At 72.2% G+C, this 20,816-nt stretch carries 17 protein-coding genes; 2 read left to right on the top strand and 15 right to left on the bottom strand.

What is annotated here, in order from left to right:
- Positions 1–90 precede the first annotated feature (90 nt).
- The gene (locus tag MRBLMI1_RS10840; RefSeq protein ID WP_367732542.1) at positions 91–1,254 is read right to left on the bottom strand and encodes an acyl-CoA dehydrogenase family protein; all 1,164 of its coding nucleotides are present in this window, start codon (positions 1,252–1,254) and stop codon (positions 91–93) included.
- Positions 1,255–1,472: 218 nt separating this feature from the next.
- On the opposite strand from MRBLMI1_RS10840, the gene MRBLMI1_RS10835 reads away from it, so the two are divergent.
- On the top strand, positions 1,473–5,276 hold the full coding sequence (locus MRBLMI1_RS10835) for a choice-of-anchor I family protein (protein WP_367732540.1): 3,804 nt from the start codon (positions 1,473–1,475) through the stop codon (positions 5,274–5,276).
- 99 nt (positions 5,277–5,375) lie between these two features.
- Here the strand turns inward: MRBLMI1_RS10835 and MRBLMI1_RS10830 are convergent, their stop codons facing one another.
- From MRBLMI1_RS10830 to MRBLMI1_RS10795, 8 genes are all read right to left on the bottom strand, one after another.
- Entirely contained in the window at positions 5,376–6,092 is a 717-nt protein-coding gene (locus tag MRBLMI1_RS10830) for a Type 1 glutamine amidotransferase-like domain-containing protein (RefSeq protein WP_367732538.1), read from the bottom strand.
- A gap of 52 nt (positions 6,093–6,144) precedes the next feature.
- Complete coding sequence (locus tag MRBLMI1_RS10825) at positions 6,145–6,297, bottom strand: hypothetical protein (protein WP_367732536.1); 153 nt, start codon at positions 6,295–6,297, stop codon at positions 6,145–6,147.
- 127 nt (positions 6,298–6,424) lie between these two features.
- A complete protein-coding gene (locus MRBLMI1_RS10820; RefSeq protein ID WP_367732534.1) occupies positions 6,425–7,603 on the bottom strand; it encodes a thiolase family protein in 1,179 nt (392 codons plus the stop codon).
- Positions 7,603–8,787, bottom strand: coding sequence for a bifunctional 2-methylcitrate synthase/citrate synthase (locus MRBLMI1_RS10815; protein WP_367732532.1), 1,185 nt, complete (start codon positions 8,785–8,787; stop codon positions 7,603–7,605). Before MRBLMI1_RS10815 ends, MRBLMI1_RS10820 begins: the two co-directional genes overlap by 1 nt.
- A 121-nt stretch (positions 8,788–8,908) precedes the next feature.
- Entirely contained in the window at positions 8,909–9,808 is a 900-nt protein-coding gene (gene prpB, locus MRBLMI1_RS10810; protein WP_367732530.1) for a methylisocitrate lyase, read from the bottom strand.
- Positions 9,808–11,334 carry an MmgE/PrpD family protein gene (locus MRBLMI1_RS10805; protein WP_367732528.1) on the bottom strand — a complete coding sequence of 509 codons (1,527 nt, stop codon included), beginning with the start codon at positions 11,332–11,334 and terminating at the stop codon, positions 9,808–9,810. The genes prpB and MRBLMI1_RS10805 overlap by 1 nt, the downstream gene beginning before the upstream one ends.
- Complete coding sequence (locus MRBLMI1_RS10800; protein WP_367732526.1) at positions 11,331–11,960, bottom strand: GntR family transcriptional regulator; 630 nt, start codon at positions 11,958–11,960, stop codon at positions 11,331–11,333. Before MRBLMI1_RS10800 ends, MRBLMI1_RS10805 begins: the two co-directional genes overlap by 4 nt.
- 87 nt (positions 11,961–12,047) lie before the next feature.
- Positions 12,048–12,626, bottom strand: a complete 579-nt coding sequence (locus MRBLMI1_RS10795; protein WP_367732524.1) for a TetR/AcrR family transcriptional regulator — start codon at positions 12,624–12,626, stop codon at positions 12,048–12,050.
- Positions 12,627–12,694: 68 nt separating this feature from the next.
- On the opposite strand from MRBLMI1_RS10795, the gene MRBLMI1_RS10790 reads away from it, so the two are divergent.
- Positions 12,695–13,669, top strand: a complete 975-nt coding sequence (locus tag MRBLMI1_RS10790; RefSeq protein WP_367732522.1) for a zinc-binding dehydrogenase — start codon at positions 12,695–12,697, stop codon at positions 13,667–13,669.
- A gap of 99 nt (positions 13,670–13,768) precedes the next feature.
- Here the strand turns inward: MRBLMI1_RS10790 and MRBLMI1_RS10785 are convergent, their stop codons facing one another.
- The 6 genes from MRBLMI1_RS10785 to MRBLMI1_RS10760 all read right to left on the bottom strand — a co-directional run bounded on the left by MRBLMI1_RS10785 (position 13,769) and on the right by MRBLMI1_RS10760 (position 20,815).
- The gene (locus MRBLMI1_RS10785; protein ID WP_367732520.1) at positions 13,769–14,239 is read right to left on the bottom strand and encodes an NUDIX domain-containing protein; all 471 of its coding nucleotides are present in this window, start codon (positions 14,237–14,239) and stop codon (positions 13,769–13,771) included.
- Complete coding sequence (locus MRBLMI1_RS10780; RefSeq protein ID WP_367732518.1) at positions 14,239–15,879, bottom strand: DUF4407 domain-containing protein; 1,641 nt, start codon at positions 15,877–15,879, stop codon at positions 14,239–14,241. The genes MRBLMI1_RS10785 and MRBLMI1_RS10780 overlap by 1 nt, the downstream gene beginning before the upstream one ends.
- 122 nt (positions 15,880–16,001) lie before the next feature.
- Positions 16,002–17,015, bottom strand: coding sequence for an aldo/keto reductase family protein (locus tag MRBLMI1_RS10775; protein WP_367732514.1), 1,014 nt, complete (start codon positions 17,013–17,015; stop codon positions 16,002–16,004).
- A 61-nt stretch (positions 17,016–17,076) separates the two neighbouring features.
- Positions 17,077–18,696: an ABC transporter ATP-binding protein gene (locus MRBLMI1_RS10770; RefSeq protein ID WP_367732512.1), complete on the bottom strand. Its 1,620-nt coding sequence runs from the start codon at positions 18,694–18,696 to the stop codon at positions 17,077–17,079.
- Positions 18,693–19,262, bottom strand: a complete 570-nt coding sequence (locus tag MRBLMI1_RS10765; protein WP_367732510.1) for a GbsR/MarR family transcriptional regulator — start codon at positions 19,260–19,262, stop codon at positions 18,693–18,695. The genes MRBLMI1_RS10770 and MRBLMI1_RS10765 overlap by 4 nt, the downstream gene beginning before the upstream one ends.
- Positions 19,259–20,815 (bottom strand): serine hydrolase domain-containing protein, encoded by a 1,557-nt coding sequence (locus tag MRBLMI1_RS10760; protein WP_367732508.1) that lies wholly within the window; start codon positions 20,813–20,815, stop codon positions 19,259–19,261. Before MRBLMI1_RS10760 ends, MRBLMI1_RS10765 begins: the two co-directional genes overlap by 4 nt.
- Position 20,816: the final 1 nt, after the last annotated feature.

Genomic DNA, 20,816 nt, shown 5'->3' with positions numbered 1-20,816 from the left:
TCATGTCGGCGCGGGCTGTCCCGCTGTCGCATGGTCGCACGTCCGCGGGTGCGGCGCGCGGGGGTTCCGCGGCCGTCCGCCGGGACGCCGTCACGCGGCCAGCACGCTGCGGCCGACGATGAGCCGCATGATCTCGTTCGTGCCCTCGAGGATCTGGTGGACCCGCAGGTCCCGGACGACCTTCTCGATGCCGTAGTCCTGCAGGTAGCCGTAGCCGCCGTGCAGCTGCAGCGCCTCGTTCGCGACGCGGAAGCCGACGTCCGTCGCGAAGCGCTTGGCCATGGCGCACCGCGTGGCGGCGTCCGGGGCGTGCGCGTCGAGGGCGGCGGCGGCGTCGCGGACGAGCAGGCGCGCGGCCTCGAGCTCGGTCGCCATGTCGGCGACGGCGAAGACGACGGACTGCTTCTCGGCGAGCGCCTCGCCGAACGTGAAGCGCTCGTGCACGTAGGCGACCGACCGTTCGAGCGCCCAGCGCGCGCCGCCGAGGGAGCACGTGGCGATGTTGAGACGACCGCCGTTCAGCGCCGTCATCGCGAGGGAGAAGCCGCGCCCCTCTCCGCCGAGCAGGTTCTCGGCCGGGACCCGCACCTCGTCGAGGATCACCTGCCGCGTCGGCTGCGCGTTCCAGCCCATCTTCTTCTCGTGGGGGCCGAACGACAGTCCCGCCGACCCGGCAGGGACGAGGAAGGCGCTGATGCCGCGGGCACCCGGCTCGCCCGTGCGCGCCATGACGACGTAGACGGATGCCTCGCCGGCGCCGGAGATGAACTGCTTGACCCCCGTGAGGACGTACTCGTCGCCGTGGCGGATGGCCGACGTGGTGATGGCGGCGGCGTCGGACCCGGCGCCCGGCTCGGTGAGGCAGTAGGCGCCGAGGTCGTCCATGGCGACGAGACCCAGCAGCCAGCGCTCCCGCTGCGCCTCGGACCCGTAGGCGTCGACCATCCACGCGACCATGTTGTGGATCGTGACGTAGGCGGCGATGGCCGGGTCGCCGTAGGCGAGCTCCTCGAAGACCGCGACGGCGTCCGTGCGGCCGAGGCCGGTCCCGCCGACGTCCTCGCGGACCGTGACGCCGCCGAGTCCCAGCTCCCCGGCGCGGCGCAGCACGTCGCGGGGGAAGTGCCGGGCGGCATCCCACTCCAGGGCGTGCGGGGCGAGCTCGGTCGCGGCGAAGTCGCGGACGGCGTCGAGGATGGCGGCGCGTTCGTCGGCGGACAGGGCGGCGAGGGCGGGAGCAGGGGTCGTGTCCATGCGGCTCTCCTTCGGGGAGCGACGGCGTCGTCGCCCGGTCGAGTTTACCTGGACGTCCTACTATTTCCTAGGGGTATGGAGGGACATGGATGCCACTCCCCTCCCTCCGACCGGCGCGTTCGTCCGCCGTTCACCCCGTGGTCACCGCCTCGCGACAGGATCGTCGCGACCGTCGCGCCTGACGGCGGTCGATCCACCCGACCCCTCCGAGGACACGCATGCCTTCGCCCTTCCTTCGTCGTGCCGTCGCGTTCACCGCGACGACCGCGGCGGTGTGCGCGCTCGCCCTGTCGAGCGCCACGGCGGCCTCCGCCGCCATCGTCCCCCAGCCGATCAGCGACAGCGCCGCCGGCGCCGCGATCGGCCTGACCCCGCTCGGCTCGTACGACACCGGTGTGTACAAGAAGTCGGCGGCCGAGATCGTCCAGCCGTACCGCGACCGCCTGTTCGTGGTCAACGCGCAGGCGGGCACCGTCACGGTGCTCGACAACCGCGACCCGAAGAAGCCGGTGAAGCTGTACGACATCGCCTCGACCGGCACCGCCAACTCGGTCGCCGTCCGCGACGACGGCCTCGGCGTCATCGCGTTCGAGGCGTCCGTCAAGACCGACCCGGGCCACCTCGTCTTCTTCGACGCCAACGCGACGGACGTCGCGGCCGCGAAGCTCGGCGAGGTCACCGTCGGCGCGCTGCCCGACATGGTCACGTTCTCGAAGGACGGTCTCTACGCCGTCGTCGCCAACGAGGGCGAGCCGGCGGCCGACTTCTCGGTCGACCCCGAGGGCTCGGTCGGCGTCGTCGCGCTGACCTCCGCCCTCGCCGCCCCCGCGCAGAGCGCGGTCAAGACGGCCCGCTTCACCGCGTTCGAGCAGGGCGGATCCAAGACCCTCGACCCGAAGGTGCGCGTGTTCGGACCGGACGTCGCCGCCCCCGACCAGGGGACCACGCCGCTGTCGGCCAACCGCGTCAGCCGCAACCTGGAGCCGGAGTACATCACCGTCGACGGCACCACCGCGTACGTCGCCCTGCAGGAGGCGAACGCCATCGCCACCGTCGACCTGGCCAAGGCCGACGTCACCGGCATCCTTCCGCTCGGGTACAAGGACTACGGCGTCGCGGGGCTGGACCCCAGCGACCGCGACGGCGCGAGCCAGATCCGCACCTACCCGGGCCTGAAGGGCATTTACATGCCCGACGGCATCGCCGCGTACTCCGCGACCGTCGGCGGCAAGGCGTCCACCTACCTCGTCACCGCCAACGAGGGCGACGGGCGCGAGTGGGGCACGTTCATCGACGAGGCCCGCGTGAAGGACCTCGGCAAGAACGGCCTGGGCGCGATCTGCGCCGCCTCGCCGCTCGCGACGAAGACCGCGGACGCGGAGCTGGGTCGCCTCAAGGTCGTCACGGACCTGGGCAAGACCGCCGACGGCTGCTACAGCGACCTCTACGCCTACGGCGGCCGGTCGTTCTCGATCTGGGACACCAAGGGACAGCTCGTCTTCGACTCGGGCGACCAGTTCGAGAAGAAGCTGAAGGAGGTCGCCCCGCAGCTGTTCAACGTCTCCAACGACAACAACACCGTCGACGACCGCTCCGATGACAAGGGTCCGGAGCCGGAGAACGTCGCCATCGGCGTCGTCGACGGCCGTACCTACGCCTTCATCGGCCTGGAGCGCGCGGGCGGCGTGATGGTCTACGACATCACCGACCCCAAGAACGCGACCTACGTCACGTACGTCAACAACCGCAACGCCTCGGCCGACGTCACCACCGCCGCCGCCGGCGACCTCGGACCCGAGGGCATCGCGTTCGTCTCGGCGCTGCGCTCGCCCACGGGCACGCCGCTGCTCGTCACGGGCAACGAGGTCTCCGGGTCGACCACCGTCTTCGAGGTGCGCCCGACGCAGCCGAAGACGCCGGACCTGCGCGTGCTCACCGTCAACGACTTCCACGGCCGCCTCCTCCAGGAGACCGGGGGCATCGCCGGCGCGGCCGTCCTCGCCGGCGCGGTCGAGAAGTACCGTCAGCAGAACCCGAACACCCTGTTCGTGTCGGCGGGCGACAACATCGGCGCGAGCGCGTTCGAGTCGTTCATCGACCAGGACAACCCGACCATCGACGCGCTGAAGAGCGCCGGCCTCGACGCCAGCGCCGTGGGCAACCACGAGTTCGACCGCGGCTTCGCCGACCTCACCGAGCGGGTCATCCCGCGCTACGGCGCGAACGACGGCGCGAAGAGCGACTTCGCTCTCGGGGCGAACGTGTACCTGAAGGGCACCAAGACCCCGGCGCTCAAGCCGTACACGATCGCGGAGGTCGACGGGACAAAGGTGGCCTTCGTCGGCACCGTCACCGAGCAGACGGCCGGGATGGTGGACCCGTCGAAGATCTCGACCATCGAGTTCGGGGACCAGGTCGAGGCCGCCGACCGCGAGGCGAAGAACGCCCGCGCGGCCGGCGCCGACATCGTCGTGCTGCTCGCCCACGAGGGCTCCGAGGGCACCGACTGCACCGCCATCGCGACCGAGAGCGGCGACTACGGCGACCTCGTCCGCGGCGCCTCGAGCGACATCGACGCGATCGTCTCGGCGCACACGCACCAGAAGTACGCGTGCACGATCGGCGACCGCCCCGTCATCCAGGCGGGCCAGTACGGCACGAACCTCGGCTCGCTCGACATCGACCTCGACGACCAGGGCGAGCTCGTCTCGATCACGCCCGGCGTGACCTCGCTGTACGACGGCACCGTGGGGCAGTACATCGCCTACCCGCAGGCCGCCACCGCCGCCATCGTGGCGCAGGCCAAGAAGACGGCCGACGTGAAGGGCCAGGTCGAGGTCGGCAGGATCACGGCCGACATCACCCGTGCGAAGAACGCGTCCGGCGGCGAGGACCGCGGGTCGTACTCGACGCTCGGCAACACCGTCGCCGACGTCTACCTGTGGGCCACGAGCGAGAACCCGGCGTACAACGGGCAGGACGCGCAGATCGCGATGATGAACCCGGGCGGCCTGCGCGCCGACCTGCTGTTCGGCACCGACAACGGCTCCGTGTCGTACCGCGAGGCCGCGAACGTGCAGCCCTTCGGCAACACCCTGGTCACGCTGTCGCTGACCGGCGCGCAGCTGAAGTCGGTCCTCGAGCAGCAGTGGCAGCCGGCCGGGGCGTCCCGTCCGGTGCTCGCGCTCGGCGTCTCGAAGGGCTTCACCTTCGAGTACGACCCGAACGCGGCGGCAAGCTCGCGCATCGTGTCCATCCAGCTGAACGGGACCGAGATCGACCCGGCGGCCTCGTACCGCGTCGTGACGAACTCGTTCCTCGCGGCCGGCGGCGACAACTTCACCGCCTTCGGGCAGGGCACGGGCAAGGCCGACTCGGGTCAGATCGACCTGCAGGCCACCGTCGACTACTTCGCCGCGGAGAAGGTCGTCGCCCCGTCGCCGCTGGGCCGGGCCTACCTCGTGGGCCAGACACCCGTCGACGAGGGCACCGAGACCCCCGACCCCGGCACCACGCCGGACCCCGGCACCACGCCGGACCCGGGCACGACCCCGGACCCGGGCACCACGCCGGACCCCGGCACCACGCCGACGCCGGGCACCCCGGCGCCGACCGCGCAGCCGACCACGTCCCCCGCCTCGGTGACGGTCACCGCGAGCGCGACGCGCGTCGAGCAGGGCGGATCGTTCACGATCCGCGTCACGGGGCTGAACGCCGGCGAGCAGCTGACGGCGACGCTGAACAGCACGCCGACCGTGATCACGGGGATCCCCGCGGCCGACGCGTCGGGCGTGGTGACCTTCCGGGTGAACGTGCCCTCGTCGCTCGCGACCGGCGCCCACACGGTGGTCATCACGCGCGCCGACGGCACGGTGCTCCCCCCGGTCGCCATCGAGGTCGTCCGTCCCGGCGCCCTCGCGGTGACCGGTGCGGAGACGCCCTGGGGCATCGCCCTCGCGGGCGGCATGCTCGTGATCGCGGGCGGTCTCGCCTTCGCGCTGCGCCGCCGCCGCACCGCCTGACGCCCGGCACCGGAACGGCCCCCACCCCTCGCGGGTGGGGGCCGTTCCTGTCTGCCGGCGCGCGGCATCCCGCACGTCCCTCCCGGAGACGTGCGCCGGTCAGGCGCGGATGACCTCGACCCGGACTCCGGATGCCGCGGACTCGACGCGCCAGACCTGCCCGCTGCCGCGGACGGCCGGGCCCGCCTGCGCCGACATCACCAGGGCCGTGTGCTCGTCGATCGCGACCCCTTCGGCGACGAGACCCGCGTCGACCGCGGCGACGAGACGCGACAGCGTCCCCCACTGCGCGGCGTGCACGTCGACGGCGAAGTCCAGCAGCCCGAGGCCGGGGCGCACCTCGAGCTCGTCGAGCTCCTCGCCGGCGTCCTCCGACGCGACCTCGACGCCGCCCACCCGGAAGCCGCCGACGAGCGCGGGGCCGGCCGCGATGACCGAGCCGGCCGAGAAGCCCGCGTAGGGCATCCCGTCGCGCACACGGTCGGTCACGGCATCCCGAATGCCCCCGACCGCCTCCTGGTACGCCGGCGTCAGCCCGCCTGCGACGAACACCGCGTCGGCATCGAGCACGTCCGGGGCGAACCGGTCGCCCTCGACGATCGCCGTGACCCGCAGCTCGGCCGCCGTCGCCCCCGCCGCCTCCAGCACGGCCGAGAAGCGCGCGACCGAGGAGTCGTCGTCCGCCTCCATGACGAGCAGCACGGCGATCCGGGGCGTTCTGCTGCCGGCCCGCTCCCGCGCCTCGAGGACGAAGGGCCTCAGCAGATCGCCGCAGCGGGCGGTGTCGCGACCGCCGCCGAGAAGGTGAACGCTCATCCGTCCAGTATCCCGCTCACCCGAACGCGCGATGCAGTCGCACGCACATCGCTCAGCTCCAGAGACCGGACTCCTTCCATCCCGCCGGAGCGCCCAGATCGGACACGGACAGCGACAGGACGGAGGGGAAGCCCCGGATGACAGCGGGAAGCATCGTTCGCCGGAGACCGTCCTGATCGAGCAGGAACTGGATCAGCGAGAGCATTCCGAACGTGCGGGTGAAAGGCGCGCAGAGGTCCAGCGCGCCGAACGAGCCGACGCGAGTGGGCGGAACCGGTCGTGATACCTCGAGAATATCAGGGCTGTCGTGTGCTCGACCCGGATTTCACCCGTCAGTATCGCCGCAGCAGCGCGGCGAGGGCCTGGCCGCCGCCGATGCACATCGTGACGACGGCGTACTCGAGGTCGCGACGCTGCAGGTCGAGCGCCGCGCGCACGGTGAGGATCGCGCCCGTCGCCCCGACCGGGTGGCCGAGGGCGATCGCACCGCCGTAGGGGTTCACCTTCGACGGGTCCAGTCCCGCGTCGCGGATCACCGCCACCGCCTGTGCCGCGAACGCCTCGTTCAGCTCGATCACGTCGACGTCGGCGGGCGTCAGTCCCGTCCGCTCCCACAGTCGTTGCAGCGCGATGACCGGGGCGTACCCCATGATCTCGGGGTCGACCCCCGCGGTGGTGACCGCCTCGAGCGTCGCCAGGCCCGTCAGACCCCGCTCGCGCGCGTCGTCCTCCCGGAGGAGCACCATCGCGGCGGCGCCGTCGTTGATGCCCGAGGAGTTGCCCGCGGTGACCGACCCGTCCTTCTCGAACGCCGGCCGCAGCCCGGCCAGCGTCTCGAGGGTCGCCCCGGGACGCGGGTGCTCGTCGACGGACACCTCGACCGGGCGCTTCCCGCCGGTCGTGACGGGGACGATCTCCTCCGCGAACGCCGCGCGGGCGGCATCCGTCGACGCCCGTCGCTGGCTCTCGACAGCGAAGGCGTCCTGCTCCTCGCGGGAGACGGAGTACCGGGATGCCACGACCTCGGCCGTCGTGCCCATGTGACGGCCGCTGAACGGGTCGGTCAGGATCGCGAGCGTGCCGTCGAGGAGGGTCCGGTCGCCGAGCCGCGCGTTGCCGCGGGAGCCGTGGTCGAGGAACGGGGTGCGCGACATGCTCTCGTCGCCGCCGGCCACGGCGACGTCGATGCCGCCCCACCGCAGCTCCTGGGCAGCCGACCAGATGGCCTGCAGCCCGGAGCCGCAGAGGCGGTTGACCGTGAACGCGGGCACGCGCGTGGGGAGCCCTGCGGCGAGCGCGACGCGGCGGGCGTTGTAGGCGTCGGGGCCGTTCTGGGCGATGCAGCCCATGACGACCTCGTCCACGTCCTCCTTCGCGACACCGGCGCGGGCCAGGGCGGCCTCGACGGCGACGGCCCCGAGCTCGAAGGCGTCGACGCCCGACAGGGCGCCGCCGAACGAGCCGATCGGCGTGCGCGCGCCCGAGACCAGGACGATCTTCTGCTCGGACATCAGCCCGCCGCCTCTTCGGGGCGGTCCTGGACCTCGGTGTCGGCGGCATCCGGCACGTATCCCTCGACATGCCGCTCGTCGGGACCGACGTACGCCGAGAGCGGTCGGATGAGCGCGTTCGAGGCCTGCTGCTCGCGGATGTGGGCGGTCCAGCCGGTCACGCGGGCGGCGACGAACAGCGGGGTGAAGGTCAGGGTGTCGAAGCCCATGAGCGCGTACGCCGGACCCGACGGGTAGTCGAGGTTCGGGTAGATGCCCTTGCGTCCGACGAACGCGGACTCGAGCGCGTCGTAGAGGGCGGCGACATCGGGTCGGTCGTAGTGCGCGACGAGCGTGTCGAGGGCCGCCTTCATGGTCGGCACGCGCGAGTCGCCCCGCTTGTAGACGCGGTGGCCGAAGCCCATGATCTTGCGCTTCTCGGCGAGCGCGGCGTCGAGCCAGGGCTCGACGTTCTCGGCCGAGCCGATCTCGGTGAACACGTGCAGCACGGCCTCGTTCGCCCCGCCGTGCAGCGGTCCCTTCAGTGCGCCGATCGCGCCGACGACGGCGGAGTACAGGTCGCTCAGGGTCGAGGCGATCACGCGCGCGGTGAAGGTCGAGGCGTTGAAGGAGTGCTCGGCGTACAGGGTCATCGACTGGGTGAAGGCCTCGACGACGACCGGCGCAGCCTCCTCGCCGAACGTCATCCACAGGAAGTTCGCCGCGTAGTCGAGGTCGTCGCGCGGAGCGACGAGCTCCTGCCCGCGACGGCGGCGCTGCCCGTAGGCGACCACGGCGGGCAGCTGCGCCCACAGGCGGACGGAGCGTTCGAGGTTCTCGGCGGGGGTGCCCACGGCATCCATCACGTTCTCGATGCCCGCGGTCTCGCGCGCGCCGATGACGCTCACCGCGGTGCGGACCTCGTCCATCGGGTGGGCCGTGACGGGCAGGAGGTCGATGGCCGCGCGGACGTCGTCGGTGAGCGCGCGGTGCTGCCGCTCGACGGCGCGGAGCGCGGCGAGCTCATCCTCGGTGGGCAGCTCGCCGTTCCACAGCAGGTAGGCCACGGCCTCGAACGGCTGCGTCGCGGCCAGTTGCTGCACCGGGTATCCGCGGTACAGCAGGCTGTTCGTCTCGGGGTTCACCTTGCTGACGGCGGTCTCGTCGACCGTAACGCCGGCGAGGCCTTTCTTGATGTCGGTCATCGTCTCTCCCTTGAGTCGTCTGCGGTCGTTCTCCGGCTCAGCCCGCCGGTCCTGGCATCCGTGTCCCACTATGTGCGGAGAACCTGCCCTCCCGCTGCACATAAGAGGACACGGATGCCGGCTAGCGCTCGACGGTGAAGTCGAACACGTCGGCGTCGAAGCGGGTGTAGCCCTCGTAGTCGATGAGGTCGTACAGGTCGGCGCGATGCTGCATGTCCCCCAGCTGGTCGCGCAGATGACCCTCGGATGCCAAGGCGTCCAGGCCCCGTCCCGCCGCGCCCATCGCGAGGCGGAGCAGCGACACCGGCCAGATGACCAGGTTCACGCCCGCGTCGCGCAGCTGGGCGGTGGAGAACAGCTCCGACTTCCCGAACTCGGTCATGTTCGCCAGGATCGGCACGTCCAGAGCCGAGCGCATCGCCTCGAACTCCCCCAGGTCGCGCATCGCCTCGGGGAAGATCGCGTCCGCGCCCGCATCGACGAGGGCCTTCGCGCGGTCGATCGCGGCATCCAGTCCCTCCACCGCCCGCACGTCGGTGCGGGCCATGACGAGGAAGTTCGGATCGCGCCGACCGTCGACGGCCGCCCGGATGCGCTTGACCGCGGTGTCGGCGTCCACGACGCTCTTGCCGTCGAGGTGACCGCAGCGCTTCGGGTTGACCTGGTCCTCGATGTGGGCACCGGCGAGCCCCGCGTCCTCTAGCGTCTGGATCGTGCGGGCGACGTTCATCGGCTCGCCGAACCCGGTGTCGGCGTCGATGATCGCGGGCAGCTCGGTCATGCGGGCGATCTGCCCGCCGCGTCCGGCGACCTCGGTGAGGGTCGTGAGCCCGATGTCGGGCAGCCCCAGGTCGGCCGAGATGACGGCGCCCGAGATGTAGACGCCGTCGAAGCCCTTGCGCTCGATCAGGCGGGCCGAGAGGGGATTGAAGGCCCCCGGCATCCGGACGAGGTCCCCGGATGCCAGCCTCTCGCGCAGCGCGCGACGCTTCTCGGCCGCGGTGGCCTGGGCGTACAGCATCAGAACAGGCCCTTCGGAGCCGGGGCGAGGGCCAGCACCCCGGGCTTGGCCACGATGGAGAGGTGCTGCACCTCGTCGGCGGTCAGCTCGGGCAGGCGCTGCACGAGCGCGAGGAAGCGCTCGATCTCCTCCGGCAGCAGCACCGGCTCGGCGAGCGTGCGGAACTTGCGGATGTAGTCCTCGCGCGCGAACGGCCGGGCCCCGAGGGGGTGGGCGTCGGCGACGGCGATCTCGTCCTCGACGGTCGATCCGTCGGTCAGAGTGATCACGACGCGGCCGCCGAACGCCTTCTCGTTCGGGTCCTCGGAGTGGTAGCGGCGGGTCCACTCCGCGTCCTCGTCCGTGGTGACCTTGTGCCACAGCGCGACGGTGTCCTCCCGGCCCGCGCGCTCGGGGGTGTAGGAGTCGACGTGGTGCCACGCGCCGTCCTGCAGCGCGACCGCGAAGATGTACGGGATCGAGTGGTCCAGCGTCTCGCGCGAGGCGGTCGGGTCGTACTTCTGCGGGTCGTTCGCGCCGGAGCCGATGACGTAGTGCGTGTGGTGGCTGGTGTGCAGGACGATGGATGCCACCTTGGCGGGGTCGCGCAGTTCGGGGCGCTCCGTGCCGAGGCGGCGGGCCAGGTCGATCCAGGCCTGCGCCTGGTACTCGGCCGAGTGCTCCTTCGTGTAGGAGTCGAGGATGCCGCGCTTCGACTCGCCCTCGGCGGGGAGGGGCACGTCGTAGGAGGCGTCCGGACCGTCGAGCATCCAGGCGATGACGCCGTCCTCGCCCTCGTAGATCGGGGAGGGGCTGGTCTCGCCCCGCATGGCGCGGTCGACGGCCTCGATCGCCATCTTCCCGGCGAAGGCGGGGGCGTGGGCCTTCCAGGTCGAGATCTCGCCCTTCCGCGACTGGCGAGTCGCGGTCGTGGTGTGGAGGGCCTGACCGATGGCCTGGTAGATGGTCTCCTGGTCGAGGTCGAGCAGAGTGCCGATGCCGGCGGCGGCCGCGGGGCCGAGGTGGGCGACGTGGTCGATCTTGTGCGCGTGCAGCGAGATGGCCCGGACGAGGTCGATCTGGATCTCGTACGCCGTGGCGAGGGCGCGCACCACCGCGGCACCGTCGCGGCGCGTGTGCTGGGCGACCGCCAGCACGGGCGGGATGTTGTCGCCGGGGTGCGAGTAGTCCGCAGCGAGGAAGGTGTCGTGGTAATCGAGCTCCCGCACGGCGACGCCGTTGGCCCAGGCGGCCCACTCGGGGCTCGAGCGGCGCTCGAGGGCGCAGCCGAAGACGGTCGCGCCCACGCCGCCGATGGACACGGCGTGATCGAGCGCCTGCTGGCGCGCCGCGCTGACCGGCTGCCGCGACAGCGACGCGGCTGCGACGGCCGCGTTGTCGATGAGGCGGTTGACGATCATGTCGACGACGTCGTCGTCCACGGCGACGGGGTCCACGGCGACCCGGGCGAGCGCCCACGCCAGCTGTCCCTCGCGGGCGAGGTTCTCGTCGCTGCGGTGCACGCGCACGTGGTGGGTGATCGTCATGAGGGGTCCTCCGTCAGGGCTTCGAGGATGGTGGTGAGGGCGTTGTGCAGGTGCACGTGGGTGGCGTGGACGGCGAGCTCGGGGTCGCCGTCGCCGATCGCGTGCGCGATCAGTCGATGCTCTCGCGCCGAGGCCGAGAGGCGCAGGGGGTTGAAGCGCGCCATGCGCCGCACCCGCACGAGGTGCATGCGGACGCTGCGCAGCGACGCGGAGAGGTAGCTGTTGTCGACCGCCGCATCGATGGCGGCGTCGAAGCGGGCGATGAGCGCGTAGTACCCGTCGGTGTCGTCGGTGTCGATGCCGTCGAACTCGGCGGCGAGGGCGCGGAACGCCCGGCGGTCGGCGCGGTGGGCGGCGAGACGGGATGCCTCGGACTCCAGGGCCCGGCGCAGCTCGAACAGGGCACGGATGTCGTCCGCATCGATGCCGGCGACGACCGTCACCCGCGGTGAGGCCTGCGTCACGAGCCCGTCGGAGGCGAGCCGGCGCAGGGCCTCGCGGAGGGGCGTGCGACTCACGCCGAGGCGTGCCGCCTGCTCGACCTCGGCGAGGACGGCGCCCGGGGCGAGGACGCCGGTCTGGATCTCGTCGAGCAGTCGGGAGTACGCCCCGTCACCCGCCCTCATGATCCGGCCTCTGTATACATTGCTACCGATTATGGCCGATCCGGCCGGTCATCGGGGGCTCTGCGTATACAAGGGCACGGCGGGGTGCTACGCCCACGCCTCCAGCGTCGACGCGACGGAGCCCAGCGTGGCGACCGCGGCGTCGCGGTCGGCCCGGGCCAGCGTCAGCCCGGCCACGACGAGCGAGGAGCAGACCGCCGCCAGCGCGTCCGTGGCATCCGGGTCCAGGTCGGGTCGGCGGTCGGCAACCGCGGCCCGGATCGCCGCGCGCATCTCGGCCGCGTAGCCCGACACCAGGCGGCGCAGGTCCGCGTCGTCGGACGCGAGGGGCGCGCACCCGGCGTTGAGGAGGAGGCATCCCGCCCGCGCGCGCGGGGTGTCGGCCGCGATGGCCGCGCGCATCTCGTCGACGTAGGCCTCGAGGGCCCCGGGGTCGCCACCGCCGAGCGGGCGCAGGCGCGTGCGAACGACGTCGTCGAGGTACGCCGCGAGCACCGCGTCGAAGAGACCCCTCTTGCTGCCGAAGGCGTTGTACAGGCTCGAGCGGGTCAGGCCCGTGGCCTCCTCCAGCTCGACGACGCCCGTCTCGGCGTAGCCGCGCTGCCAGAAGACGTCGCGCGCCGCGTCGACCACCTGTCCGCGGTCGAAGGTCGCCGTCCTGCCCATGGGTGCCGCTCCTCGTCGTCGGGGTCTATATTAGACCGGTCGTTACAAAATAACCACGGGAGGAACCCATGCGCGCGATCATCCACCACGAGTTCGGAGAGCCCGCCGACGTCCTGGCCGTCGAGGAGGTCGCCACGCCCGAGCCCGGGCCGGGCGAGGTGCGCGTGCGCGTCACCCTGTCCCCCATCCACAACCACGACCTGTGGACCGTCCGTGGCACCTACGGCTACAAGCCCGAGCTCCCCGCGCGGGCCGGCACCGAGGCGGTCGGCGTCGTGGACGCGCTCGGCGACGGCGTCGAGGGACTGACCGTGGGACAGCGCGTCGCCACCGGCGGGACCTTCGGCGTATGGGCCGAGTACGTGCTCGCGCCGGCCGCGGCGCTCATCCCCGTCGCGGACGCCCTGTCCGACGAGGTCGCCGCGCAGCTCGTCGCCATGCCCTTCAGCGCCATCAGCCTCCTCCACTCCCTCGACCTCGCCCCCGGCGACTGGATCGTCCAGAACACCGCGAACGGCGCGGTCGGCCGCATGGTCGCGCAGATCGCCCGTGCCCGTGGCATCCACGTGATCGGTCTCGTCCGTCGCGCGAGCGCCGTCGCCGAGCTCGCGGAGCAGGGGATCGAGAACATCGTCTCCACCGACGACGACGGCTGGCGCGACCGGGCGCTCGCCCTCGCGGACGGCGCGCGCATCGTGGCGGGCGTCGACTCGGTCGGCGGCTCGGCCAGCAACGACGTGCTGTCGCTGCTCTCCGAGAACGGCACGCTCGTGATCTTCGGCTCGATGGGCGCCGGGAAGCTCGAGCTCTCCGCGGGCGACATCATCTTCCGCCAGGCGACCGTGAAGGGGTTCTGGGGCAGCGTCGTGAGCAAGACGATGGATGCCACCACCCGCGCGGCCCTGTTCGGCGAGCTCGCCCGCTACCTCGGGGACGGCACCGTGACCCTGCCCGTCGCGGCGACCTTCGGCCTCGACGACATCGCCGAGGCGGTCACGACGAGCCTGTCGCCGCGCATCGGCAAGGTCCTCCTGCGGCCGTGACGCCCGCCTGACCCGGCGCCGTCGGCCTTCGGCCTGACCGGCATGTCCCCCTCGTGCAGATTCGACACCTCGTCGCTGCACAAAGGGGGACACGCCGGGTCAGGCGCGGTCGAGGGCGGCGGCGAGTGCGTCCAGAGCGGGCCGCTGACCCTTCACGAGGCGGTCGCGGGCGACGTCCAGCGGCATCCATTCCGCCCTGTCGACCTCGGGGAAGGAGGCCGTCCGCCCCGAGCGGGGCGGCCATTCCATCTCGAACTCGCCGTAGACGAAGTCGGTGGCGGTGAACTCGGAGCCGTCGGCGACGAAGACGACCACCTTCTTGCCGGACGAGGTGGGGTAGGTGCCGAGCTCGGCCCACTCCCCCGCCGGCGGCTCGACGCCGAGCTCCTCCGCGAACTCGCGGCGGGCGGCGTCGCGTGCGCTCTCGGTCTCCGGGTCGAACTCGCCCTTGGGGACCGACCAGGCGCCGGCGTCCTTCGACGCCCAGAACGGTCCGCCCATGTGGGCGATGAGCACCTCGGGGGCGGGCGTCAGCCGGTACAGCAGAAGCCCCGCACTCCAGGCGACCATCAGGCCGTCGCCGCCGGGACCCGCGTCGCCTCGTCGGTGATGATGTCGGCCCGCTTGCGGAACGTCCGTGCGGTGACGCGGTCGAGGGCGACCTGGCCGCGCATCTTCTCCGCCCGCTCGTACAGCGACGGTCCGCCGAAGCCGGTCAGCACCTTCACGAGCACGGGCAGCAGCTCGATCATGAAGAACAGTGCGGCGATCAACCAGTGCGCCCACTTCAGGACGGGCTCGCGCTCTCCGAGCCTCTCCAACGCGGTGATCTGCGACAGCAGACCCATGGCCTGCGCGTTGCCGCCGGCGACCGAGGACGTGCGCTCGTTGTAGGCGGCGAGCGCCGCCTCGTACTGGGCGCGGGCCGCCGGCAGCTGGTCCTCCGCCTGCGCCTTGTTCTGCTCGGCCGAGGAGGCGGCGGCGTCCGTACCCGCCGCGTTGGCGGCAGTGAGCGCCTGCTGGGCCTGCTGCAGCTGCGACGACAGCGCGTCGTAGGACGACTGCGCCTGCTGCAGCTGGGCCTGGGCGGCATCCGAGCTCGCGCCGTCACCGGCCACCCCGGTGCAGCCGGGCACCGTGCCGGCCCCCTGCCCCGTGAGCTCGCACTGGTACACCGCGCGCGCCTGGTCGATGACGGTCTGCTGGGCGGCGAGCTGCTGGGTGAGCTGGTCGACGGTCTGCTGGGCCGCGGCGGACTCGGCGGACGTCGATGACGTGCCGGCGACGATGCCCGTCGCCGCCTGGTTCTCGAGCGCACTGACCTGGGCGCTGGCCGCGTCGAGCGCCTGCTTCTCGGGACCGTTCAGGATCGCGTCCTGGTCGGTGAGCGCCTGCGTCACGTTCGTGGAGTTGACCTCGCGGGTGATGTCGTTCTGGAAGATCTGCAGCACCAGCGGCTCCGCGACGACGATGCCGATGAGCGCCGCCATGATGACGCGGGGGACGGCGAGGCCGAGGAGCCGTCCGATGTTCTTCGTCGACCGCATGGTCGAGGTGAGGAAGCGGTCGAGGTTGAAGATGATGAGGCCCCACACGATGGCGAGGGGGACGGCGAGCCAGATCGCCACGCGCACGCCGGTGAGCAACGCGAACATCATCGACAGGGCCGAGACGAGTGCCGTGCCGAACAGCACGAAGAACATCTGGACGAATCGCGGCGTCTCCTCCGGGACCTCGTCCAGGACGTCGTTGTCGGCACCGCCGAGCACGGCCATGCGGCGGACCATCGACAGACTCGGTCGCCGCGGGTCGGCGCGGCGCAGACGCGGGGGCCGGGGGTCCTCCGGCGCGGGGACGGCGAGCGCGACCGCGTCGAGCTCCCGGGCGCGCTCCTCGGCGGCCGGCTCGGACGCGGGCTGCTCCTCGACCACCGGGTCGGACGCCGGCTGCTCCTCGACCACCGGGTCGGACGCGGGCTGCGAGGACACGGGGTCGGTCTCCGCCGGCGTGCGGTCGAGGGGCAGGGTCTCGTCGTCGGCCGGCGGGGCTCCCCACGGCTCGGCGGTGTGATCCTGCGGCTCGGCGGGATGCTCCGCCGCGTTCTGCGCGGCGAGGAATTCGTCGAGGTACTGCGCGCGTTCCTCGTCCGTTGTGAACTCGATGCGGCCGTCGGAGCCGAAGCGGCCGGGCCGGTGAGCGGAAAAGGACATTCGCTCAGGGTACGACGCGATCCCTGCCGTCTCCTGAGCGGCGCCTGAGGCGGGGCCCAGCGCGGGGCCCGGGTACGGAGAAGCGGGCCGGGCGCGCACGCCCGACCCGCTCGTCCGTGCGGTCAGACCAGGCGCTTCTTGGGAGAGACCTCGTAGGTGTTCTCGGCGTCCGAGAAGACCGCGTCGCCCAGCGCCGCGTCGATGGCGGCCAGGGTGTCGCCATCGAGCGTCACGCCCGAGGCCTTGACCGTGTCCGCCAGCTGCTCCGGCCGCGAGGCGCCCACGAGAGCGGCCGCGATGTTCGGGTTCTGCAGCACCCAGGCGATCGCGAGCTGCGGCATCGACAGGCCCGCCTCCTCGGCGATCGGCTTCAGCTTCTGCACGGCCTCGAGGACGTCGTCGCGGAGGAAGCGCTTGATGAAGTTGGCGCCGCTCTTCTCGTCGGTCGCGCGCGAGCCCTCCGGAACCGGCTGCCCGGGCAGATACTTGCCGCTGAGCACGCCCTGCGCCATCGGCGACCAGACGATCTGCGAGATCCCGAGCTCTTCGCTCGTGGGGACGACCTTGCCCTCGATGACGCGCCACAGCATCGAGTACTGCGGCTGGTTCGAGATGAGCTGGATGCCGAGGTCCTTGGCGAGCTTGTGTCCTTCACGCAGCTGCTCGGCGGTCCACTCCGAGACGCCGATGTAGAGGACCTTGCCCTGGCGGACGAGGTCGGCGAAGGCCTGGAACGTCTCCTCGAGCGGGGTCTCGTAGTCGAAGCGGTGGGCCTGGTAGAGGTCGACGTAGTCGGTGCCGAGGCGCTTCAGCGACCCGTTGATGGAGTCCATGATGTGCTTGCGGCTCAGGCCGGTGTCATTCGGACCCATGGGGCCGGTCGGGAAGTACACCTTCGTGAAGATCTCGAGCGACTCGCGGCGCTGACCCTCGAGCGCTTTGCCGAGCACCGTCTCAGCGGCGGTGTTGGCGTACGTGTCCGCCGTGTCGAAGGTGGTGATGCCCGCGTCGAGCGCCGCGTGCACCGTCTTGACGGCGGCGTCGTCGCCGACCTGCGAGCCGTGCGTCACCCAGTTGCCGAGGGTGATCTCCGAGATCTTGAATCCACTGTTTCCGAGGTAGCGATAACCGACCATGAGTCCACGCTATCGGCGACCGCCGACACCGGGGCCGCACGCGTGCGCACCGGGCGGGTGCTCAGGCCGCCGACCGGCGCCGGGCCTGCTCCCGCGGATCGGGCACGGGCACGGCCGCGATGAGCGCCCGCGTGTACTGCTCGCGCGGCGCCGCGAGCACCTCGCGGCGGGGGCCCTCTTCGACGATCCGGCCGCGCCGCAGCACGACGACGCGATCGCTCAGCTGGTCGACCACCGCCAGGTCGTGGCTGATGAAGAGGCAGGCGAACCGCAGCTCCTCCTGGAGACGCCGCAGGAGCTCGAGCACCGTCGCCTGCACCGACACGTCGAGCGCCGAGGTGGGCTCGTCGGCCACGAGCAGACGGGGCTCGAGAGCGATGGCCCGCGCGATCGCGACGCGCTGCCGCTGACCGCCCGAGAGCTCGTGGGGGAAACGGCGGGCCCAGGATGCCGGGAGCTCGACGTCCGACAGGAGGGCGCCGACGCGCGCCTCGCGGTCCCGCGAGGACAGGTCGGTGTGGGCGCGGAGCGGCTCGGCGATCGACGCCCCGATGCTCATCCGGGGGTCCAGGGCCGCCGTGGAGTTCTGGAACACGACCCCGACCGACCTCTTCACCGCGAGCGCCTCGGCGCGGCGGGCCCCGCGGAGGTCGACGCCGTCGATGAGCACGCGTCCCGCGGTGATGGGCGCCAGGCCCAGCGCGCACATGCCGATCGTGCTCTTGCCCGACCCCGACTCCCCCACCAGCGCCGTCGTCTGGCCGCGGTGGATCCGCAGGTCGACGTCGTCGACCGCGGTGAGCGCGCGGGCCCCGCGGCCGTACACGACCGTCAGTCCCTGCACGTCGAGGACCGGCTCGCCCTCGGCCGCGGCGACGGCACGTTCGGAGGCGCCGAGGCGCGGGACCGCCGAGAGGAGCTGTCGCGTGTACGGCGCCGCGGGCGCGTCGAAGATGCGCTGCACGTCGGCGTGCTCCTGCACCTCTCCGCGGCGCAGGACCACGACGCTGTCGGCCATGTCGGCCACCACGCCCATGTCATGCGTGATGAGGAGCATCGCCGTCCCGGTCCGCTCGCGCAGCCGTCGCATGACGTCCAGCACCTCGCGCTGGACGGTCACGTCCAGCGCGGTCGTCGGCTCGTCGGCGATGATCAGCTCCGGGTCGCAGGCGAGGGCCATCGCGATCATGACGCGCTGGGCCTGACCCCCCGACATCTGGTGCGGATACGAGCGCACGCGCGCGGCGGCATCCGGGATCTCCACCATGGTGAGGAGCTCGATGACGCGGGCGCGCCGGGCGGCGCGGTCCATCTCCGGGCGGTGCACGCGCAGCACCTCGTCGATCTGGTGCCCGATGGGGAAGACCGGGTCGAGGGCGTTCATCGGGTCCTGGAACACGACGGCGATGCGGGAGCCGCGGATCGCGTTGAGCCGGACCTCGTCGAGGGCGAGCAGGTCCACACCGTCGAACAGGGCCGTCCCGCGGACGCGGGCGCGCTCGGGGAGGAGTCCGACGAGGGCCAGGGCGCTCACGCTCTTGCCCGACCCGGACTCGCCGACGAGCGCGACGATCTCGCCGTGCCCGACCGTGAGGTCCAGTCCCGACACGGCGACGATCTTCTCGGTCCCGACCTCGAAGACGACCTCGAGTCCGGTGACCTCCAGCACGGGCGCGCTCACGAGCCGACCTCCCGGCGTGCCGGCTCGACGGGGGTCTCGCCCGCGGCGCCCCCGGGGGCGGCGGCGCCCGCCGTGCTGTCGCGGTACTCCTGCCATTCGGCGAGCATCTTCCGGTGGTGGCCGACGAGCCACGTCATGTACCGCAGGGCGTTCGTGAGTCGCGTGCGCGGCCGGGAGGCGTCCTCGGGGAGGACGTCGAGGCCGAACTCGAGGGTGGAGTTGATGCGCCGGACGTAGTCCCGCTCCCCCGCGAGGAACCCGCCCCACACGTCGTCCTCGGTGCGGAAGTAGTGGCTGCGGTCGCCCGGGATGGCGTGGCGCTTGAGGAAGCCGAGGTTCACGAGCGCGCGGGTCGACATCGACACCGCACCGGCGCTGGCCTGCAGCAGATCGGCGATCCGGGCCGACGACAGGTACGGCTCGTCGACGATCAGGAGGAGGGCGAGGACGCGGCCCTCCATCCGCGGGTTCCCGGCCGCACCCCAGGCGTACGCGAAGTCCTCCACGAAGGCGCTCACGGCCTCGTCCAGCGGACCGGTGGGCTCGGCGTGTCCCTCGTCGTTCACAAGGCCATCCCCTTCAGCAGCTCCGACGGCTGCTCCGTCGACAGAGCGTAGCGATACCGGTCGTACGGCCACATGGACATGCCGCTCAGCCGGATCGAGACGACCTCCCCCGCGTCGTCGCGCTCGACGCCCATCGGCTCGCCGCTGGCGCCGAAGCTGGCCCGCGCGGGCATGCGCAGCGTCCCGTCGGCGTCGACCTCGAGCACCTCGGCCGATCGGGCCGGGTCGGGGTCGGCCGGGTGCAGCACCGCGAGGGCGCCGCCGAGGTCGACGAGATCGGCGACGCTCCACATGCTCGCGAACCGCCCGGTGATGTCCGCCGCGCCCGGCTCGCGGTCGAGCTGGGCGAGAGCGAGGCGCAGGATGCCGACGGCCCCGGTCGCGAGCACGTCGGCCGGACCGTCGATGGCGTTGGTGAGGACGCTGACGACGATGTCGTCGTCCAGGTCGAGCCACGTGCGCGTGATGTGCCCGGGATAGCCGCCGCTGTGTCCGATCAGGCTCGCCCCGTCGAGGTCGCGCACGTCGAAGCCGAGCCCGTAGTGCCGCAGCACGCCCGCGTACTCGATGTCCGACTCCCGGCGCTGCAGCAGGCGCCGCGACCCCTCGGACAGCAGCGTCTCCTCGCCGGGGGCGTGCGCGGCGAAGTACGCGGAGAGGTCGCGGGCCGTGCCGAACCATCCCGTGGCCGCCGCCATCGCCCGCGTGTCGACGTGCGGGATGACGCGCCGGGGCGCCCCCGCCTGCAGCGCCGCGGTGTGGCCGGAGGCGTACTCGTCGGCCCGGTCGGCATCCCATTCGGGTCCCAGGTCGTCCAGACCGAGCGGACGGACGATCTCGTCGGTCACGTACTGCCCGTACGTCCGTCCCGTCGCCGCCTCGATCACGAGACCGAGCAGCGAATATCCGACGTTGGAGTACTTGAAGTGCTCGTTCGGGGCGAAGACGCGCCCCTCCTCGGCCGCCATGCGCAGGATCTCGGCACCGTCAGGGAAGGGCAGGCCGCGCTGCCAGAAGTCGGCGACGACGCCGTCTCGGATGACCCCGCCCTGGTGCCCGAGGAGCTCGCGCACGGTGACCGGGCCCACCTCGGCGTCCGCCAGCTCGGGCAGCCACCGTGACACCGGGTCGTCCAGGCGCAGCGTCCCGCGCTCGACGAGCTGCAGGACCGCGGTGGCCGTGAACGTCTTGGAGTGCGAGGCGATGCGGAAGAGGTGCCCCGTGGTGAGGGGCTCGGACGTCGTGGCATCCGCGACCCCCCACGCCTCGTCGAGGAGGAGCTCCCCGCGGTGGCGGATGGCGACCTGGATGCCGGGGACCCCGCGCAGCTCGTGCTGGAACCCGATCCACTGGGCGACGTAGGCGGCTCCGGCGCGGAGCAGCGCGTCGCGGCGGGCGGCGGTCCCGTCCGCCGCGTCCGACCGGCTGGGGGCCGCGTCACGGTGCGCCGTGGTGGGCGCGGCGGTGGGCGCATCCGCGAGCGCGGTGGCGGGCGCGTCGGCGGCCGTCGCGTCGGCGAGGGTCGCGGCGGGGGCGGAGGAAGGAGTCGACACG

It is taken from the genome of Microbacterium sp. LMI1-1-1.1 (genome assembly GCF_040815675.1).
GTDB lineage: Bacteria > Actinomycetota > Actinomycetes > Actinomycetales > Microbacteriaceae > Microbacterium.
Note: the sequence above shows the minus strand (reverse complement) of the source record. Positions and strands in the feature narration are given on the sequence as shown.

What these genes read in the sequence shown, in the direction of transcription:
- MRBLMI1_RS10815 (WP_367732532.1), bottom strand. Translation starts at nt 8,787, where the DNA reads ATGACCGACATCAAGAAAGGCCTCGCCGGCGTTACGGTCGACGAGACC.
- MRBLMI1_RS10785 (WP_367732520.1), bottom strand. Translation starts at nt 14,239, where the DNA reads ATGGTCGCCTGGAGTGCGGGGCTTCTGCTGTACCGGCTGACGCCCGCC.
- MRBLMI1_RS10790 (WP_367732522.1), top strand. Translation starts at nt 12,695, where the DNA reads ATGCGCGCGATCATCCACCACGAGTTCGGAGAGCCCGCCGACGTCCTG.
- MRBLMI1_RS10840 (WP_367732542.1), bottom strand. Translation starts at nt 1,254, where the DNA reads ATGGACACGACCCCTGCTCCCGCCCTCGCCGCCCTGTCCGCCGACGAA.
- MRBLMI1_RS10795 (WP_367732524.1), bottom strand. Translation starts at nt 12,626, where the DNA reads ATGGGCAGGACGGCGACCTTCGACCGCGGACAGGTGGTCGACGCGGCG.
- MRBLMI1_RS10830 (WP_367732538.1), bottom strand. Translation starts at nt 6,092, where the DNA reads ATGAGCGTTCACCTTCTCGGCGGCGGTCGCGACACCGCCCGCTGCGGC.
- MRBLMI1_RS10825 (WP_367732536.1), bottom strand. Translation starts at nt 6,297, where the DNA reads ATGCTCTCGCTGATCCAGTTCCTGCTCGATCAGGACGGTCTCCGGCGA.
- MRBLMI1_RS10835 (WP_367732540.1), top strand. Translation starts at nt 1,473, where the DNA reads ATGCCTTCGCCCTTCCTTCGTCGTGCCGTCGCGTTCACCGCGACGACC.
- MRBLMI1_RS10805 (WP_367732528.1), bottom strand. Translation starts at nt 11,334, where the DNA reads ATGACGATCACCCACCACGTGCGCGTGCACCGCAGCGACGAGAACCTC.
- prpB (WP_367732530.1), bottom strand. Translation starts at nt 9,808, where the DNA reads ATGCTGTACGCCCAGGCCACCGCGGCCGAGAAGCGTCGCGCGCTGCGC.
- MRBLMI1_RS10800 (WP_367732526.1), bottom strand. Translation starts at nt 11,960, where the DNA reads ATGAGGGCGGGTGACGGGGCGTACTCCCGACTGCTCGACGAGATCCAG.
- MRBLMI1_RS10820 (WP_367732534.1), bottom strand. Translation starts at nt 7,603, where the DNA reads ATGTCCGAGCAGAAGATCGTCCTGGTCTCGGGCGCGCGCACGCCGATC.
- MRBLMI1_RS10780 (WP_367732518.1), bottom strand. Translation starts at nt 15,879, where the DNA reads ATGTCCTTTTCCGCTCACCGGCCCGGCCGCTTCGGCTCCGACGGCCGC.
- MRBLMI1_RS10775 (WP_367732514.1), bottom strand. Translation starts at nt 17,015, where the DNA reads ATGGTCGGTTATCGCTACCTCGGAAACAGTGGATTCAAGATCTCGGAG.